Source organism: Burkholderia sp. Ac-20344, from assembly GCF_017104975.1.
Taxonomy (GTDB): Bacteria; Pseudomonadota; Gammaproteobacteria; order Burkholderiales; family Burkholderiaceae; genus Burkholderia.
In genome coordinates this window covers 1-16,809 of sequence record NZ_JAAGPP010000173.1, presented here as the reverse complement: position 1 = coordinate 16,809, position 16,809 = coordinate 1, and the positions used below count along the sequence as shown (strand labels likewise).

14 protein-coding genes are annotated in these 16,809 nt (G+C 68.7%); 9 read left to right on the top strand and 5 right to left on the bottom strand.

Annotated elements, in window-relative coordinates:
• The 4 genes from G3N64_RS33990 to G3N64_RS33975 form a co-directional block, all read left to right on the top strand.
• Positions 1 to 554, top strand: a 554-nt coding sequence (locus tag G3N64_RS33990; protein ID WP_241021347.1) for an HlyD family secretion protein, incomplete at its 5' end; no start/stop codon positions are given.
• Positions 551 to 1,510 carry an ABC transporter ATP-binding protein gene (locus tag G3N64_RS33985; protein ID WP_205788072.1) on the top strand — a complete coding sequence of 320 codons (960 nt, stop codon included), beginning with the start codon at positions 551 to 553 and terminating at the stop codon, positions 1,508 to 1,510. The genes G3N64_RS33990 and G3N64_RS33985, both read left to right, overlap by 4 nt.
• Entirely contained in the window at positions 1,507 to 2,661 is a 1,155-nt protein-coding gene (locus tag G3N64_RS33980) for an ABC transporter permease (RefSeq protein WP_205788071.1), read from the top strand. The genes G3N64_RS33985 and G3N64_RS33980 overlap by 4 nt, the downstream gene beginning before the upstream one ends.
• Before the next feature lie 10 nt (positions 2,662 to 2,671).
• Positions 2,672 to 4,162 carry an efflux transporter outer membrane subunit gene (locus G3N64_RS33975; protein ID WP_205788070.1) on the top strand — a complete coding sequence of 497 codons (1,491 nt, stop codon included), beginning with the start codon at positions 2,672 to 2,674 and terminating at the stop codon, positions 4,160 to 4,162.
• Between the two features lie 223 nt (positions 4,163 to 4,385).
• On the opposite strand, the gene G3N64_RS33970 is transcribed toward G3N64_RS33975, so the two are convergent.
• Together G3N64_RS33970 and G3N64_RS33965 are read right to left on the bottom strand one after the other, a co-directional pair.
• Positions 4,386 to 5,603, bottom strand: coding sequence for a porin (locus tag G3N64_RS33970; RefSeq protein WP_205788069.1), 1,218 nt, complete (start codon positions 5,601 to 5,603; stop codon positions 4,386 to 4,388).
• A gap of 487 nt (positions 5,604 to 6,090) precedes the next feature.
• On the bottom strand, positions 6,091 to 7,155 hold the full coding sequence (locus G3N64_RS33965; RefSeq protein WP_205788068.1) for a phytoene/squalene synthase family protein: 1,065 nt from the start codon (positions 7,153 to 7,155) through the stop codon (positions 6,091 to 6,093).
• Positions 7,156 to 7,530: 375 nt separating this feature from the next.
• On the opposite strand from G3N64_RS33965, the gene G3N64_RS33960 reads away from it, so the two are divergent.
• On the top strand, positions 7,531 to 8,676 hold the full coding sequence (locus G3N64_RS33960; RefSeq protein ID WP_205788067.1) for a glycerophosphodiester phosphodiesterase: 1,146 nt from the start codon (positions 7,531 to 7,533) through the stop codon (positions 8,674 to 8,676).
• A gap of 82 nt (positions 8,677 to 8,758) precedes the next feature.
• Here G3N64_RS33960 and G3N64_RS33955 read toward each other — a convergent pair whose 3' ends face one another.
• Both G3N64_RS33955 and G3N64_RS33950 read right to left on the bottom strand, forming a co-directional pair.
• On the bottom strand, positions 8,759 to 10,387 hold the full coding sequence (locus G3N64_RS33955) for a rhodanese-related sulfurtransferase (protein WP_205788066.1): 1,629 nt from the start codon (positions 10,385 to 10,387) through the stop codon (positions 8,759 to 8,761).
• 105 nt (positions 10,388 to 10,492) lie between these two features.
• Positions 10,493 to 11,059, bottom strand: coding sequence for a cysteine dioxygenase (locus tag G3N64_RS33950; protein ID WP_205788065.1), 567 nt, complete (start codon positions 11,057 to 11,059; stop codon positions 10,493 to 10,495).
• Positions 11,060 to 11,076: 17 nt separating this feature from the next.
• On the opposite strand from G3N64_RS33950, the gene G3N64_RS33945 reads away from it, so the two are divergent.
• A complete protein-coding gene (locus tag G3N64_RS33945; RefSeq protein ID WP_205788064.1) occupies positions 11,077 to 12,051 on the top strand; it encodes a LysR family transcriptional regulator in 975 nt (324 codons plus the stop codon).
• Between the two features lie 61 nt (positions 12,052 to 12,112).
• On the opposite strand, the gene G3N64_RS33940 is transcribed toward G3N64_RS33945, so the two are convergent.
• Positions 12,113 to 13,447 (bottom strand): acyl-CoA dehydrogenase family protein, encoded by a 1,335-nt coding sequence (locus G3N64_RS33940; RefSeq protein ID WP_205788063.1) that lies wholly within the window; start codon positions 13,445 to 13,447, stop codon positions 12,113 to 12,115.
• Positions 13,448 to 13,734: 287 nt separating this feature from the next.
• On the opposite strand from G3N64_RS33940, the gene G3N64_RS33935 reads away from it, so the two are divergent.
• The 3 genes from G3N64_RS33935 to G3N64_RS33925 are packed head-to-tail and all read left to right on the top strand — an operon-like array spanning position 13,735 to position 16,748.
• Positions 13,735 to 14,820 carry an LLM class flavin-dependent oxidoreductase gene (locus G3N64_RS33935; RefSeq protein ID WP_205788062.1) on the top strand — a complete coding sequence of 362 codons (1,086 nt, stop codon included), beginning with the start codon at positions 13,735 to 13,737 and terminating at the stop codon, positions 14,818 to 14,820.
• A 22-nt stretch (positions 14,821 to 14,842) separates the two neighbouring features.
• A complete protein-coding gene (locus G3N64_RS33930) occupies positions 14,843 to 15,682 on the top strand; it encodes a class II aldolase/adducin family protein (protein ID WP_205788061.1) in 840 nt (279 codons plus the stop codon).
• A gap of 31 nt (positions 15,683 to 15,713) precedes the next feature.
• Positions 15,714 to 16,748 carry an ABC transporter substrate-binding protein gene (locus tag G3N64_RS33925; protein WP_205788060.1) on the top strand — a complete coding sequence of 345 codons (1,035 nt, stop codon included), beginning with the start codon at positions 15,714 to 15,716 and terminating at the stop codon, positions 16,746 to 16,748.
• Positions 16,749 to 16,809 lie beyond the last annotated feature (61 nt).

The window sequence follows — 16,809 nt, the reverse complement described above, 5'->3', positions numbered from 1 at the left end:
CCGACATCCCGCTGCCGAACATCACGCCGAAGCTGTCGGACACCCCCGGCGAAACGCGCTGGCTCGGGCCTGAACTCGGCGAGCATACGGACGAAGTGCTGTGCGGCCTCGGCTACGACGCGCAGGCCGCGCAGGTCGACGCCGCGCAGGCGGCAGTCGCCGAGGCGCAATGGAAGCTCGACCAGAAACGCGTCACTGCGCCCGCCGCCGGGCGCGTGTACGACACGCTGTACCGCGTCGGCGAATGGGTGCAGGCCGGCAATCCGGTCGTGCAGATGCTGCCGCCGCAAAACCTGAAGGTGCGCTTCTTCGTGCCGGAGGCCGCGATCGCATCGCTCGCACCCGGGCGCACGGTCGCGATCCACTGCGACGGCTGTGCGGCCGACGTGCCCGCGCGCATCACCTACGTGTCGAGCGAGGCCGAATACACGCCGCCCGTGATCTACAGCAACGAGAGCCGGACCAAGCTCGTGTTCATGATCGAGGCGCGCCCCGCCCTCGCCGATGCGCCGAAGCTGCATCCGGGCCAGCCCGTCGCCGTGAGGGTGCCATGAACGCGCCGCCCGCACCGTACGCGATCGACGTCGATCGCCTGAACAAGCGCTTCGGCGACAAGCATGTCGTGAAGGACGTATCGCTGCGCGTCGCGCGCGGCGAGATCTTCGGCTTTCTCGGGCCGAACGGCAGCGGCAAGACCACGTCGATCCGGATGATGTGCGGGCTGCTCACCCCCGACTCGGGCAGCGGCACCTGCCTCGGCTACGACATCGTGCGCGACAGCGCGCAGATCAAGCGGCGCGTCGGCTACATGACGCAGCGCTTCTCGTACTGGGAAGACCTGTCGATCCGCGAGAACCTCGACTTCGTCGCCCGGGTGTACGGGATGCCCGACCGGAAGGCGGCCGTCGCGCGCGCACTCGACGGGCTCGGCCTCGCGAGCCGCGCGGACCAGCTCACGGGAGCGCTGTCGGGCGGCTGGAAGCAGCGCCTCGCGCTGGCCGCCTGCATGCTGCACGAGCCCGCGCTGCTGCTGCTGGACGAGCCCACGGCCGGTGTCGACCCGGCCGCGCGGCGCGACTTCTGGGAAGAACTGCACCGGCTGGCGGCACAAGGGATCTCGGTGCTCGTCAGCACGCACTACATGGACGAGGCCGAACGCTGCCACAAGCTCGCGTACATCGCGTACGGCGAGCTGCTCGCGCAGGGTACGTCCGCGGAGATCGTCGCGTCGCAGGGGCTCACGACCCGCGCGATCACCGGCGCGCACCTGAGCGAACTATCCGCTCGGCTGCGCACGATGCCGGGCGTCGACCAGACGGTCGTGTTCGGCTCGGCGCTGCATGTGAGCGGCCGCGATCGCACGCTGCTCGACGCGACGCTTGCGCAGGTCGAGGCACAGGCCGGCGGGCCCGCCGCGCTGCAGGTCGCGCCGATCGACACCGGGCTCGAGGACGTCTTCATTTACATGATGGGCCGCGCCTCCGCGCCGCCCGGCGGAGCGTCGTCATGAACGCGTGGGCGCGCCTGCGCGACGCGTTCTCGGTCGCACGCTGGTGGAGCATCGTGCTGAAGGAATTCCTGCAGCTGCGGCGCGACCGCGTGACGTTCGCGATGATCGTCGGCGTACCGATCATCCAGCTCACGCTGTTCGGCTTCGCGATCAATACCGATCCGAAGCACCTGCCGACCGCGGTGATCGTCGCCGACGCGAGCCCGTTCGCACGCAGCTTCATCGCCGCGATGCGCAATTCCGCGTACTTCGACATCGTCGAGACGCTGCCCGACGAGGCGGCCGGCCGCCGTGCGCTCGCACGCGGCGACGTGCAGTTCGTGCTGAACGTGCCGGCCGATTTCTCGCGGCGGCTGCTGCGCGGCGAGCGCCCGTCGCTGCTCGTCGAGGCGGACGCGACCGATCCCGTCGCGACCGCGTCGGCGATCGGCGCGCTGCCGGGCCTCGTGCAGCCCGTCGCGGACAAGGACCTGACGGGGCCGCTCGCGTACCTGAACGGCCGTCCGGCCGCGTTCGACGTCGTGCTGCACCGGCTCTACAACCCCGAAGGCATCACGCAGTACAACGTCGTGCCGGGCCTGATGGGCGTGATCCTGACGATGACGATGGTGATGATGACGGGCCTCGCGATCACGCGCGAACGCGAGCGCGGCACGATGGAGAACCTGCTCGCGACGCCCGTGCGCCCGCTCGAGGTGATGACGGGCAAGATCGTCCCGTACGTGCTGATCGGGCTGATCCAGGTGTCGATCATCGTCGCCGCGGCGCGGTTCGTGTTCGACGTGCCGTTCGTCGGCGGCGTGTTCGCGATCTACCTGTCCGCGCTGCTGTTCATCGCCGCGAACCTGACGGTCGGCATCACGCTGTCGTCGCTCGCGCAGAACCAGTTGCAGGCGATGCAGCTCGCGGTGTTCTACTTCCTGCCGAACATCCTGCTGTCGGGCTTCATGTTCCCGTTCGCCGGAATGCCGAAGTGGGCGCAGTTCATCGGCAACCTGCTGCCGCTCACCTACTTCAACCGCCTCGTGCGCGGCATCCTGCTAAAAGGCAACAGCTGGAGCGACCTGTGGCCATCCGTGTGGCCGATCGCGCTGTTCACCGTCGTCGTGATGGGCATCGCTCTGCGCTTCTACCGGCGCACGCTCGATTAGGCGCCGCGCGATGAAACCGGCTTCGCGTCGCTCCTCCCACGCCGCCCGCGGCTGCACGCTGGCCGCGGCCGCGCTGCTCGTCGCCGGATGCGCGGTCGGGCCAGATTTCCACGCGCCGGATGCGCCTGCCACGCAGCACTACACGCGCGGCGAGCCGCCCGCGACGACGGCCGCCACCGCCGGCCCGGCCGGCGACGCGCAGGCGTTCGCATCGGCCACGCATACACCGCAGCACTGGTGGACGGAGTTCGGCTCCGAACCGCTGAACCGGCTCGTCGATACCGCGTGGCACAACAGCCCGACGCTTGCCGAGGCCCGCGCGCGACTCGACGAGGCGCGGCAGAACCAGGCGGCCGAAGCCGGCGCGACGATGCTGCCGAGCATCGACGCGAAGCTGTCCGCCACGCGCGAGCAAGTCGACACCACCGCATTCGGGTTGCCGGCCAACGTGCCGAATCCCGGGCCGTTCACGCTGTACAACGCGTCGGTGAGCGTGTCGTACGTGCTTGACGTGTTCGGCGGCAACCGGCGCGCGCTCGAAGCGCTGCGCGCGCAGGTCGACTACCAGGCGTACACGCTCGACGCCGCGCGCCTGACACTCGCGGGCAACGTCGTCGCGACCGCAATCCTGCGCGCGTCGCTCGCGCAGCAGGTCGCGCTCACGCGGCAGCTGGTCGACGCGCAGGCGCAGCAGTTGCGCATCGTCGAAGCGCGCTTCGCGGCGGGCGGCGTATCGCAGGCCGACGTGCATGCGCAACGCGCACTGCTCGCGCAGACCCGGGCGTCGCTGCCACCGCTCGAGGCCCGCGTCGCACAGTCCGGCCACCGGCTCGCGATCCTGCTCGGCGCGCCGCCTTCCGATGCCGTGTTGCCCGACCTCACGCTCGATGCGCTCGTGCTGCCGCGCACGCTGCCCGTCGCGTTGCCATCGACGCTCGCGCGCGAACGGCCCGACATTCGCGCAGCCGAAGCCGTGCTGCATCAGGCGAGTGCGAACGTCGGGGTGGCCACCGCGAACCTGTATCCGCGCTTTTCGATTTCGGCGGGAATCGGCTCGGAGCGCACGCGCATCGCGGATCTCGTGAGCGGGCTCAATGTGTGGAATGTCGGCCTCGGCCTGACGCAACCGCTCTTTCACGGCGGCGAGCTGCGCGCGAAGAAACGTGCGGCCGAAGCGGCGTACGACGCGGCCTTCGCGAGTTACCGGGAAACCGTGCTCGAAGCGCTGCAGCAGGTGGCCGATGCAATGCGCGCGGTCGAACACGATGCGGCTGCACTGCAGGCGAGAGACACCGCCGCGCAGGAAGCGGCGGCCAGCAACAGGATTGCCGGCGACCGTTACGCGGCGGGCGGGATCAGCACGTTCGACTTGCTCGACGCGCAGCGGCAGGCGCTTCAGACGGCGCTCGATCGTACGCGCGCACAGGCCGACCGGCTCGCCGATACGGCGGCGCTGTTTCAGGCGCTGGCGGGAAGCTGGACGGATGACGCGGTGGAGTAACCGGCTGGACGACGTTGGCACGAGCCGGATGCTGCCGTCTGCGCGCCGGTACCGCATGAGCGGCGTGCTTGTCAGGTGCGGCTTTCGTCGCCGTCCGCATCCGGTCGATGCCGGCCGGCGACGGCACCGGAATACACGCCACGCGTATCGCAAACAAAAAAACCGGCCCGAAGGCCGGTTCTTCAACCGCATGCCGCAAGCGGCGCTCGCGCGCCGAGCGACATCAGAAGCGGTGGATCATGCCGACGCCTACGCCGATCTGGTTCTGCTTCGAACCTGCGCCCACGCCGTCGCCGATCGACGTCGTAGCGGCGATGATGCCGCCCGTCGGGGTCAGCGTGTTGCCGCTGGCGTGCTGGTAAGCCTCAACTGCGTACAGGCCCGTACGCTTCGACAGGCTGTAGTACTGCGACAGCGTGGCCTGATGGTACTTCGCCGAGCTCGAGATACCGTTCGACTGCGTTGCCGCCGTGTACGAGTAGCCCGCTGCGAAGTCCCACTGAGCCGCTGCCTTCCAGTGCAGCACGACGCCTGCCGTGTTGAAGATTGCCGTGTTCTTGAAGCCCGAACCCGTGCCCGGGACGTACTGGACGTTCGAGTACGACGCCGAGATGTCCCACGCCGGCGTGAACTGGTAACCGGCCGTCACCGCAATACGCTGCTGCGACTGCGCGAACCTGTAGCCGTTGTTGATCGACGACACGGCCGGTTCCGCACCGTTGCCGCTCGAATCGAGGCCGTTCTGGACCGTCGAGTTCGCGCCCCACACGCCGCCGCCGAGCGTCGCGTTGTTGACCTTCTGGTAGCCGACTGCGATGCCTGCCGGGCCGTTCAGGTACTGGATCGCCGCGCTCCACGTCGAGCCGCGGTTCGTCGCGCCTGCGACGCCGCCGAACGAGTACGAACCGCCGACCGTGAAGCCGTAGAACTTCGGCGACATGTAGACGAGCGAGTTGTTCGCACGGTAGCTGGTATCCAGCGAATCGATATCGCCCGGGTGCGCGCCGTAGTAGCCGGTCAGCCAGGTCGTCGGGCTGTACGGCGACAGCAGCGTGTAGTACGCGGTGTACTGGCGGCCGGCCGTCAGCGTACCGTACGTTGCGTTGGTCATACCGACCCACGCCTGACGCGTGAAGATGCCGTTGGTCCACTGCGACGAGCCGTTAGCCGTGTTGACGCCGGCTTCCAACTGGAAAATCGCCTTCGTGCCGCCGCCGAGATCTTCGCTGCCCTTCAGGCCGAAGCGGCTGCCTGCCCACACGCCGGTGGACATTTGCACCTTCGAGTGACCACCCGTGGTCGCACCGACTGCCGACGAGTTGTTCTGGTAAGCGATACCGTTGTCGACGATACCGTACAGGGTCACGCTGCTCTGGGCGTGGGCGGCGGTAGCGGCTGCAAGGCCCGCTGCCGTCATGGCGAAAGCGACGCGCTTTTTCATTGATTCTCCGTCCTCAAAGAATGATTTCTTTTCTGGTGTGGTTTTATGACTGACACATGTGCGAGTACATGCCGACGCGATTCTGACGGATTACCGATCATTTCCCAATATGCGCCGTCGGTCATCGTATGATCGACGCAACGCACGGGTTCACCAAGCAGTTACATAACACCTGAAAACGCTTACGCTGCGGACATTTCCGGCATTTCCCGGTGAAAACCCTAGCTTTACATTTTTACTGGTGCAACACGCCCGTCGGATGTTGTCAGATGCCTTTGGCGACATACATCTTACGAATGCGCGACCGAGGCTGACGCCACGATTCACGCCGCCGCGCAGGATCGCTGACGTTCATGACACCCACGTTTCGCGACACGAAATAATGAAAACGTTTTAGTCGAGGTCGGGAGATGATTGGGCGTGGCCCGGCGAACGCGGGCCGAGGGGCGACGCCGGCACCTGTCGCGCCGGCGTCGTTCAGTACGATTCAGCGCGTGGCCGGCTGCACGAGATGCGCGCTCACGGCATCGGCGAGCGCGGTCATGCGCGCGCGGATCAAGGCGTTCGAGCCGACCAGCGCAAGCGACGACGCCATGATCCGGTAGACGCGCTTTCTCGGCACCTTGGCCGGCTTCGACGGATCGAGCCACGCGTCGTGGCCGGCCAGCAGCTCGAGCGTTTCGAGGCCGATCATGATCGGCCACAGGCACGCGAGCCGCAGCCGCACGAAGCGGCGCGGAATCGCGAGCGTATAGAGGCACGCATCGCGATACTGGTCGAGCGTCACGCGCAGCAGATCCACGAGTACGCCGCGCGCGCGCGCCGACGCATCGGGTGACATCAGATCGGCGACGCCAAGCCCGTGCGCGCCCAGCACGTCGTCCGGCAGGTAGCAGCGGCCGATGCGCAGATCCTTCCCGCAGTCACGCAGGATGTTGGTCATCTGCAGCGCCTTGCCGAAGCGAATGCCCTTCTCGCACATGTCCGGCAGGTTCCAGCCGCGCGCGGCCGGCGTGTGCATGCCCGTCATGTCGGTCCAGAACTCGCCCACGCAGCCGGCGACGAGATACGTGTAGCGGTCGAGTTCGCCGCGCGTCGGCAGCGACGCGACCCGCCCCGACTGCTCGTCGGGGAACGTGCGCAGGTCGAATACCATCCCCGCCGTCAGCGTCGCGACGACCTTGCGGATCGATGCGCGATCGGCGTCCGGCTGCGCGCGCAGCAGCGCGAGCATCGGCTCCATCGAGCCGAGCAGCACGTGTTCGTGCGAATCGGTCTGCATCCGCGTCACGTCCTCGAGCGCGCGCGACAGCGCGGCGCCATCGCCGAGCCGCTCGATCTCGTCGCGCAGGTCGGTCAGCAACGCCGCCCGGCGATCGGGTGCGACGAGCGCCGTGTCGGCGATCGTGTCGGCCGCGCGCGCCAGCAGGTACGCGAGGCCGACCGGGTCGCGCATGCCGTCGGGCAGCACACGCAGCGTCAGGTAGAAGGAGCGGGAAACGTTCTTCAGCAGGTCGCCGAGCAGGTAGGCGGAATCGGTTCGAGTCGTCATGGGTCGGGAAAAATCGGCCGGCGCGGGCCCCGGACGCACACGGGCGCCGGGCGCCCGCGCCGGCCCGCGAGTCGCCGCATCGTCGCGCCAGGCGGGCGTCGGCCCCGGCGCGGCGATGCAAAATTCCCGCAAGTTTAGTGCATCCGGCTCGCGGCCTGCCTGAGACGGGCCGGATGCAGCTCGCATCAGGCCGCGGCCAACCGCCTCGCCGAGCGCATCGCGCCCTGAAAATACCGAATGGAAAGGCTGAAGTAATACATATGTAATTATTCGGTGCGACGATCCCGTCCCGTTCGACTCCGTGCGACACGGCGCGACCGCCGCACCGCCGGAGCGACCGCCCCTTTCCGACTCTCGTTTCGAAGGTTCACCGACATGCTCTTCAAACGCCCGACCTCCCTGCGCTACGTCCCGTTCGCCTGTGCCGCCGCGTTCCTGCTCGCCGCGTGCGGCGGCGACGACGACGTCGCGTCCGATCCCACCCAGCCGATTTCCGCGAAGGTCCAGGTGGTCGGCCATCGCGGCGCGAGCGCGCTGCGCCCCGAACACACGCTCGCGTCGTACCGCAAGGCGATCGAGGACGGCGCCGACGTGATCGAGCCCGACCTCGTGTCGACCCGCGACGGCGTGCTCGTCGCGCGTCACGAGAACGAGATCTCGGGCACGACGAACGTGTCGACGCTGCCGCAGTTCGCGAGCCGCAAGGCAACCAAGACGATCGACGGTACGGAACTGACAGGCTGGTTCACCGAGGATTTCACGCTCGCCGAGTTGAAGACGCTGCGCGCCCGCGAGCGCATTCCGCAGGTCCGCCCCGCGAACACCGCGTACAACGACCAGTTCGAGATTCCGACGTTCGACGAGATCGTTGCGTTGGCGAAGCAGATGTCCGCGCAGACCGGCCGCACGATCCACCTGTATCCGGAAACCAAGCATCCGACCTACTTCCAGTCGATCGGCCTGCCGCTCGAGGACCGTCTCGTCGATGCACTGCTGAAAGATTCGTACACGGCGCGCACGGCGACCGTCTACATCCAGTCGTTCGAGGTCGCGAACCTGAAGACGATCCGCAACCGGATCAAGTCGAGCCAGCCGAACTGGAAGCTCGTGCAGTTGATGGACGAAGCCGGCCAGCGCCCGTACGACTTCGTGAAGGCAAACGACAAGCGCACCTACGGCGACCTGTCGACGCGCGACGGCATGCGCGAGGTTGCGACCTATGCGAACGGCGTCGGCCCGTACAAGACGTCGATCATCGCGGTCGCCGCGGACGGCACGCTGCAGCAGCCGACGCCGTACGTGCGCTACGCGCACGAAGCCGGCCTCGTCGTGCATCCGTACACGTTCCGCCCGGAGAACAACTTCCTGCCCGCGTCGCTGAAGGATGGCGGCACGCCGGCCACGCGCAACACCGCCGGCTCGGTGCGCGAGATCCAGGCGTACCTGCGCGCGGGCATCGACGGCTTCTTCACCGACGATCCGGCCGTCGGCCGCACGGCCGTCGATACGTTCAAGCGCTGATCGCGCCGAACGTGCCCGAAGTACGGCAGCCCGGCGCGGCGCACTGTGTTGTGTGCCGCCGCGCCCGGCTGCGCCGCATCGATCAGATCACGTTGAAGTGATGCGTGCCGTCCCGCTTCAACTGATCGACCAGCCCGTACTCCCAGTCGAGATACGCCTGCATCGCGACCGCTGCGTTGTCGGTGCCTTCGTACGGGCGCCGGTAGCGATCCACGCGCGATGACGCCAGACGCGTCTCGCCGCTTTCGAGCGGCAGCCCGGCCTCGATCCACGCGGCCGTTCCACCGGTCAGCACCGAGATTTCAGCCGAAGCCGGCAGCAGCGCGCGCGCATCGTCCGCCGCAAACCGCGCCAGCAGGCTCGACCCGCACGTGAACACATAGCGCTTCGCGGGCGGAATCGCCGCGAGCGCGTCGCGCAGCTGCGCACGCACGGCGAACCACGCGCCCGGGACATGGCGCTTCACGTAGTTCGCGCTGGCCGTCACGTCGACGATCGCAAGCTCGCCCGGCACGGCCTCCTTCAGCCATCCCGCGAGCGTCGCGGGCGATACGTCCGTCACGGTCGGCGTCGCCGGCACGTCGCGCGGCGGCTGGCCGCGCTCGCCGAACTTCACCGTACCGTCCTCCGGTTCGACGACGCGCACGTCCCAGCCCATCTGCGCGAGCCACGACGCGGTCATGTCGGCACGCACGCCATCGTCGTCGACGAGCACGATCCGCGCACCGCGCACGGCCGCGTGATGATCGGTCTCCTGCACGAGCTGGCCGCCCGGCGTGCTCAGGAAGCCCGGCAGATGGCCGGCTTCGTACTCCTCCGGCGTGCGCACGTCGAAGCGGTACAGCGTGCGGCCCGGCTCGTCGAGCTTGGCAACCTCCGCGAGCGCGATGCGCGGCACGCCCGCGCGTTCGGCCACCGCGCGCGCCGCCTGGCGTGCGTCGGCGCGCTGTGTCGCGTCGATGTCGGCCGGAAAGCGTCGCGCGGCGCCCCGCTCGAGCGTCTGGCCCGCGAGCGTCCAGCCGATCGTGCCGTTGCGCAGCGCGGCGACCGGATTCGGCAGCCCCGCGTTGACGAGCGATTGCGTGCCGATGATGCTGCGCGTACGGCCCGCGCAATTGACGATCACCTGCGTCGCCGGGTTCGGCGCGAGTGCGCGCACGCGCAGCACGAGTTCCGCACCCGGCACGCTCGTCGAAGTCGGGATGTTCATCGTCTGGTATTCGTCGAAACGGCGCGCATCGACGATCACGACGTCGGCCTTCGCGTCGATCAGCGCCTGCACCTCCTGCGCGGACAGCGACGGCGTGTGCCGCTCGGCCTCGACCCATTCGCCGAACGACTTGCTCGGCACGTTCACGTCGATGAACAGTTCGCCGCCCGCGGCGAGCCAGCCCGCGAGGCCGCCGTCGAGCAGCCGCACGTCGGTGTAGCCGAGTTGCGCGAGCTTCGCGGCCGCGCGCGGCGCGAGATCCTCGCTGCCCGCTTCGCCGAACACGACGATCGGCGTGTCGCGGCGCGGAATCCGCGTCCACGCGTCGAGTTCGAGTTTCGACAGCGGAAAGTTGGCGGCCCACAGCGGGTGGCCCTGCGCGTACGGATCTTCCTCGCGTACGTCGATCAGTGCGATCTCGTCGCGGGCAAGCAGGCGTGCGCGCACGTCCTGGTACGACGCGACGGGAAAGCGGGAGGGGGAATCGGCGGATTGCGTCACGATGTCTCTGTCTTGAATGCGTTGAAGTCGGTGAAGAAAGCGGAACGGATGAATCCTGGGCCCGCCGGCGCGTGCCGGCAAACAGCCGCCCCGGCGGGCGTTGCATCAGGCGTTCGAATAGCCCGACACGAAGGGCTTCACGGTGCCGTCGTCCAGGTACACCGCGCGCTCGACCTTGCCGATGTTCGCGCCGTACACGTGGATGCTGATCGATACCTGATCGTCGAACGCGTTGGTCACGCGGTGGACGTCGCCGATGCGCGGCGACACGGCCTCGATTTCGCCCGGCTGCAGCCGCACGGCTTCGCCGGACGGCACCGGCCGGCCCGCCGGGTCGAACCGGTACGGCTGCGAGAATTCGCCGCCGCGCAGCATCCCGATCAGCCCCCACACCGTGTGGTTGTGGATCGGCGTCGTCTGGCCGGGCCCCCATACGAAGCTGACGACCGAGAACCGCTCGTCCGGGTCGAGATGCAGCAGGTATTGCCGATAGCGCGCGGGGTCGGGCTGCGCGAATGCGTCGGGCAGCCAGTCGTCGTGTTCGACGAGCGCGGCGAGCAGCGCGCCGCCCTCGTCGAGGATGCGCGCCTCGTTCGCGCCGGACGCGAGCAGCGCGCCCAGACCGTCGACGAACGGACGCAGCGGCGTCTGATGCAACGAAAGCGTACTCATCGGCTGGCTCCTCGAATATGATGCCGAATATGATGGATCGTCATGATGCACCCGAAAGACCATGCAGAACAAACATGAAAATTAGCGATATCGATGCTTTTGCAGCGGTCGTCCGCTGCCAGACCCTGAGCCAGGCCGCGGCCGAGCTCGGGATGACGCAGCCCGCGATCACGCGGCGCGTCCAGAATCTCGAGGAAGCGCTCGGCGTGACCCTGCTCGATCGCAACACGAAGCCGCCGCGCCCGACCGACATCGGCCGGCAGGTCTTCGAGCAGTGTCGCGCGATCCTGCGCGAAGTGGATGCGCTGCGCGAGCTGACGGCCGGCGAGCAGCCGCCCGCCGGCGAATTCCGGATCGGGCTCACGCAGGGCCTCGGCGAGCTGATGCTGCCCGCGCTGATCGCCGAACTCGGCGCGCAGTGGCCCGCGCTCGCGACGCAGGTCACGACCGCGTGGGGCGGCATGCTCGTCGAGCGCGTCGGCCGCCGCGAACTCGATGCGGCACTCGTGTTCCTCGCGCGCGAGATGGTGCTGCCGGCGCAGGTCGAGGGCGAACGGCTGCTGGCCACGCGGCTCGTCGCGGTCGGCCGCAAGGGCGACTGGCCGCGCCGCAGCTACCGGCTCGCCGATTGCCATGCACACGGCTGGGTGCTCAATCCGGACGGCTGCGGCTTTCGCGCAGGCCTGCGGCGCGCGCTCGACGCGCAGGGCCTGCCGATGCCGGTCACGCTCGACACCTATGGCCGCGACCTGCAACTGCAGAGCGTCGCGAACGGCTTCGGCATCGGGCTGATGCCGCTGCCGCTCGTCGAAGGCAGCCCGCTGCGCGATGCGCTCGACATCGTGCCGCTCGCCGATTTCAAGCCGCAGATCGATCTGTGGCTGTTGCGCCGGCACGATGCGGCCCGCTTCGACGCGCCGCTCGCAGCCATTGCCGCGCATGCGCGCACGGCGTTCGCGTTGCCCGAGCAGACGCACGGCAAGGCTGCGTGACCGTACCGGGCGGCGAAGGCATCGCGCCGCCCGATCGACGCCCGCGCCGGCCCGGCTCCGCTCACGCATCGCTGCGGCCGCGTTCGGTCTCGTCGACCGACGCCCCGCCCGTCTCCACCTTCGTGTTTCCGCGGCTCGCCGCTTCGAGCACCGCACGACCGGCCGCCACCGCGATCGCATCGTCCTGCGGCGTATGTACGCGGCTGCACAGCACGTCGCGATAGTGGCGTTCGAGCGGATTGGCGCGACTCAGCCCGTGATTACCCGACAGCTTCAGCGCCTGCTCGACCACACGGATCGCGTGCTCGGTCACGGTGCGCTTGACGAGGCCGCTCGTCGTGACCGTCGGTGCATTGCCCGCGTCGGTGCGCGCGACGTGATCGTCGAGCAGCACGCGGTTCGCATGCAGCCAGCCCTCGATTTCACCGACCGATTCCTGCACGCGCGGCAGCGTCGCGAGCGGTGCGCCCAGCCCGCTCGGCGCGCGCGTCGTTGCAAATTCGACCAGCCAGTCGCGCGACGCACGTGCCACCGCGTCGTAGAGGCTGCCGAGCAGCGCGACCATCCACGCCTGCTGGTCGGCCTGCGCATCGGCATCCGCATGGGTCGCGGCCGACACGGCCCATGCCTCCGGCGCGCGTACGTCGACCGCATGATCGGCCGGCAGCCGCACGTCGTCGAACACGACCTCGTGGCTGCCTGACGCACGCAGGCCGAGGTGATTCCAGCTTTCGATCACACGGATGCGATCGCCATCCGCATCGCGGTCGCGCGGCACCAGAAACACGCCGACCCGCGGCGCCGGTTCATCGGTGCGCGCCCATACGGCCAGCCAGCGCAGCGCCGGAATCCCGGTGCTGTACAGCTTGTGGCCGGACAGCCACCAGCCGTCGCCGTCGCCGTCGCGCCGTGCAATGGTTTCCGGCAGGCCGCCGCGCGACGGCGAACCGAGCGCAGGCTCGACGCGCAGCGCGTTGATCAGCGCACCGTGCGTGACCGCGCTGTCGAACACCGCGCGCCGCACTTGCGCAGGCCAGCGGTTGTCGGCGCGAGCGAGCGCGCGATGCTGCAGATAGGTCATCGTCAGCACCAGCGCGGTCGCCGGATCGGCCCGCGCGACGGCGGCCACGATCCGGCTCGCCTGCGCGAGCGTCGCACCGGCGCCGCCATGCTCGCGCGGCACGACCTGCGCGATCAGCCCCGCACGATGCAGCCGCGCGAAGTTCTCGTGCGGGAAGCGGCCGTCGGCGTCGTTGCGCGCCGCATCCGCGGCCAGCTCCGGCGCGAGGCGGTCGAGCAGCGCGGCGACGCGTGCGTCGTCGGCATCGTCGGTGGGCAGGAGGTGCAGCGAACGCGGCTGCGGCGACGGCGAGGAAACAGCAAGGCTGGCGGACATCGAAACGGATTCCCTGGGTAATACGGAAAGGCGGCAACCGCGGCAAAAGCCGCAACAAGCGGCAATCGATCGCCACGCGGCGCGGTTTCGCATGAAGTCGGCGATCTGGAACGCGCGCCCGATCGTTCGTGAGCCCACAGCGTATGCGCAGCGCACCCCCACTCAAACCATGCAAATCTGATATTCAAATCGGGATTGATTATTTCCATTTCGCATGATCGCGGCGTTAACCTGCGCTCCATTCCTGCCCGGCCGTGCGCCGGGACGTCCCTGCACCGGAGACCCAGATGAGCGTCGAATTCATCGGCATGATCCAGAGCCAGAAGCAGTCGGAAATCCACCCGGCGTCCGGCCCTGTCGTCGACCCCGACTACGTGCGCGACTTTGCGCGCGCCCACGAGACGGCCGGCTTCGACCGGATCCTCGTGCCGCACCACTCGACCGGCCCGTCGGCCACGCTGACGATCGCGTTCGCGGCGGCCGCGACCGAACGCATCCACTTCATGCTCGCGCATCGTCCGGGCTTCACCGCGCCGACGCTCGCCGCGCGGCAGATCGCGACGCTCGACCAGTTCAGCCGCGGCCGGCTCGCCGTGCACTTCATCTCCGGCGGCTCGGACAGCGAACAGCAGCGCGACGGCGATTTCCTCGACCACGATGCGCGCTATGCGCGCACCGACGAATACCTCGGCATCCTGCGGCGGATCTGGACCGAAGCGCAGCCGTTCGATCACGACGGCACGCACTACCGGTTCAAGCAGGGCTTTTCGGAAGTGAAACCGTTCCAGCAGCCGCATGTGCCGATCTATTTCGGCGGCGCATCGGAAGCCGCGCTCGCCGTGGCCGGCAAGCACGCGGACGTCTACGCGCTGTGGGGCGAATCGCTCGACCAGGTGCGCGACCTGACGACACGCGTGCGCGCCGAAGCCGCGAAGCACGGCCGGCAGGTGCGCTTCTCCGTGTCGTTCCGCCCGATCCTCGCCGCGACGGAAGACGAAGCGTGGGCGCGCGCGCATCGCATCCTCGACGAAACGCGCCGGCTGCGCGAAGCGGCCGGGCTCGGCGCCGGCGGCCCGCAGCAGAGCGAAGGCGCGCGCCGCCTGCTCGCCGCGGCCGAACGCGGCTCGCGCGTCGACAAGCGGCTGTGGACCGAGATCGCGAAGCTCACCGGCGCGCGTTCGAATTCGACGGCACTGGTCGGCACGCCCGAACAGGTCGCCGACGCGCTGCTCGACTACTACGACCTCGGCGTCACGACGTTCCTGATCCGCGGCTTCGATCCGCTGGAAGACGCGATCGACTACGGCCGCGAACTGATTCCGCGCGTGCGCAGCGCCGTCGCTGCACGCGACGCGGCGCGCCGCGCCGCCTGACGCCACCAGGGAGACCCATACGATGTCCGCCGTTCTGTCCACGCCCGAACGCACTGCGTCGGGCCTTACGCTCGCCGCGTCGCCGCGCCAGCATTTCTGGTTCGATCCGCCGGCACCGCGCGTCGACGTCGCTGCCGAGCGCCGTCACCGTCAGGAGCGGCTCGCGGCCGCGTTCCGCCTGTTCGCACGCTTCGGCTTTGCACAGGGGCTCGCCGGCCACATCACCGCACGCGACCCCGAACTGCCCGATCACTTCTGGGTGAACCCGCTCGGCGTGCATTTCTCGCAGATCAAGGTGTCCGACCTGCTGCTCGTCAACGCGCGCGGCGAAACCGCGATCGGCACGCGGCCGCTGAACAAGGCCGCATTCGCGATCCATGCGGCGATCCACGAAGCGCATCCGCACATCGTCGCCGCCGCGCATACGCACTCGACGTACGGCAAGGCGTGGTCGACGCTCGGGCGCCCGCTCGATCCGCTCACGCAGGACGCATGCGTGTTCTACGAAGACCACGCGCTGTTCGACGACTTCACGGGGATGGTCGTCGACACGAGCGAAGGCGCACGGATCGCAGAGGCGCTCGAGAAGCCGGACGGCACCACGCACAAAGGCGTGATCCTGAAGAACCACGGGATCCTGACCGCCGGCCCGACGGTCGAGGCCGCCGCGTGGTGGTACATCGCGCTCGACAACGCCGCGCACACGCAGTTGCTGGCCGAGGCGGCGGGCACGCCGCAGCCGATCGATCACGCGACCGCGCGCCACACGCACGGCCAGATCGGCGGCCCCGAAGGCGCGCTGCATGCGTTCGACAGCCTGTTCGCGCGCGTCGTCGCCGACGAACCCGACCTGCTCGACTGAGCGCCTTTCCGCACGACCGGAGACCGACTACATGACCCGAACCACCGCACCCGCACCCGCCGACGCGCACGACGACACACGCCGCAAGCTGTTGCGCGCCGCCGGCGCCGTCGCGCTCGCCGCGCCCGCGATCACGCTGGGCCGCAAGGCCTGGTCGGCGCCGCCGCTGAAAAAGCTCACGTTCGCGTGGAACCAGAACGCGTTCTGCCTGACGCCGATCGTCGTCGCGCAGGAGCGCGGCTTCTTCGAGAAGAACGGCCTGAAAGTCGAACTGATCAACTACAGCGGGTCGACCGACCAGCTGCTCGAATCGATCGCGACCGGCAAGGCCGATGCGGCGGTCGGGATGATCCACCGCTGGCTGAAGCCGCTCGAAGCCGGTTTCGACGTGAAGATCATCGGCAGCTCGCACGGCGGCTGCGTGCGGCTCGTCGGCGCGAAGGCGGCCGGCGTGACGACGCTGCAGGCGCTGAAGGGCAAGACGGTCGGCGTCAGCGATCTGGCCGCGCCCGGCAAGCATTTCTTCTCGATCCTGCTCGCGAAGAATGGAATCGATCCCGAGCGCGACATCACGTGGCGGCAGTATCCGGCCGACCTGCTCGGCGTCGCGGTCGACAAGGGCGAGATCCACGCGATCGCCGACGGCGACCCGAACCTCTATCTGCTCGAGAAGCGCAGCAACGGCGCGTACACCGAACTGGCGACGAACCTGTCCGGCGAATACGCGCGCAAGGTGTGCTGCGTGATCGGCGCACGCGGCGACCTCGTGCGCAACGACCGGCCGTCGGCCGCCGCACTCGCGCGCTCGATCGTGCAGGCCACCGAATTCACGCACGACAACCCGAACGAAGCCGCGAAGGTGTTCGCGAAGTATTCGCCGAAGATCAGCCCCGACGATCTGCGCAAGCTCTACGCGACGCTCACCTACACGCACCATCCGACCAACGTCGACCTGCAGCAGGAAATCGCGTTCTATGCGGACGATTTCCGCCGCATCAGCGTGCTGAAGAAGAGCACCGATCCGCAGCGCTTCGCGCAGCAGGTCTATGCGAACGTGCTGGGGTGACGCGATGTCGACGATCGAACACGCTCCCTCCGCACGCACCGCGTCCGCCCCTTCAGGCGGA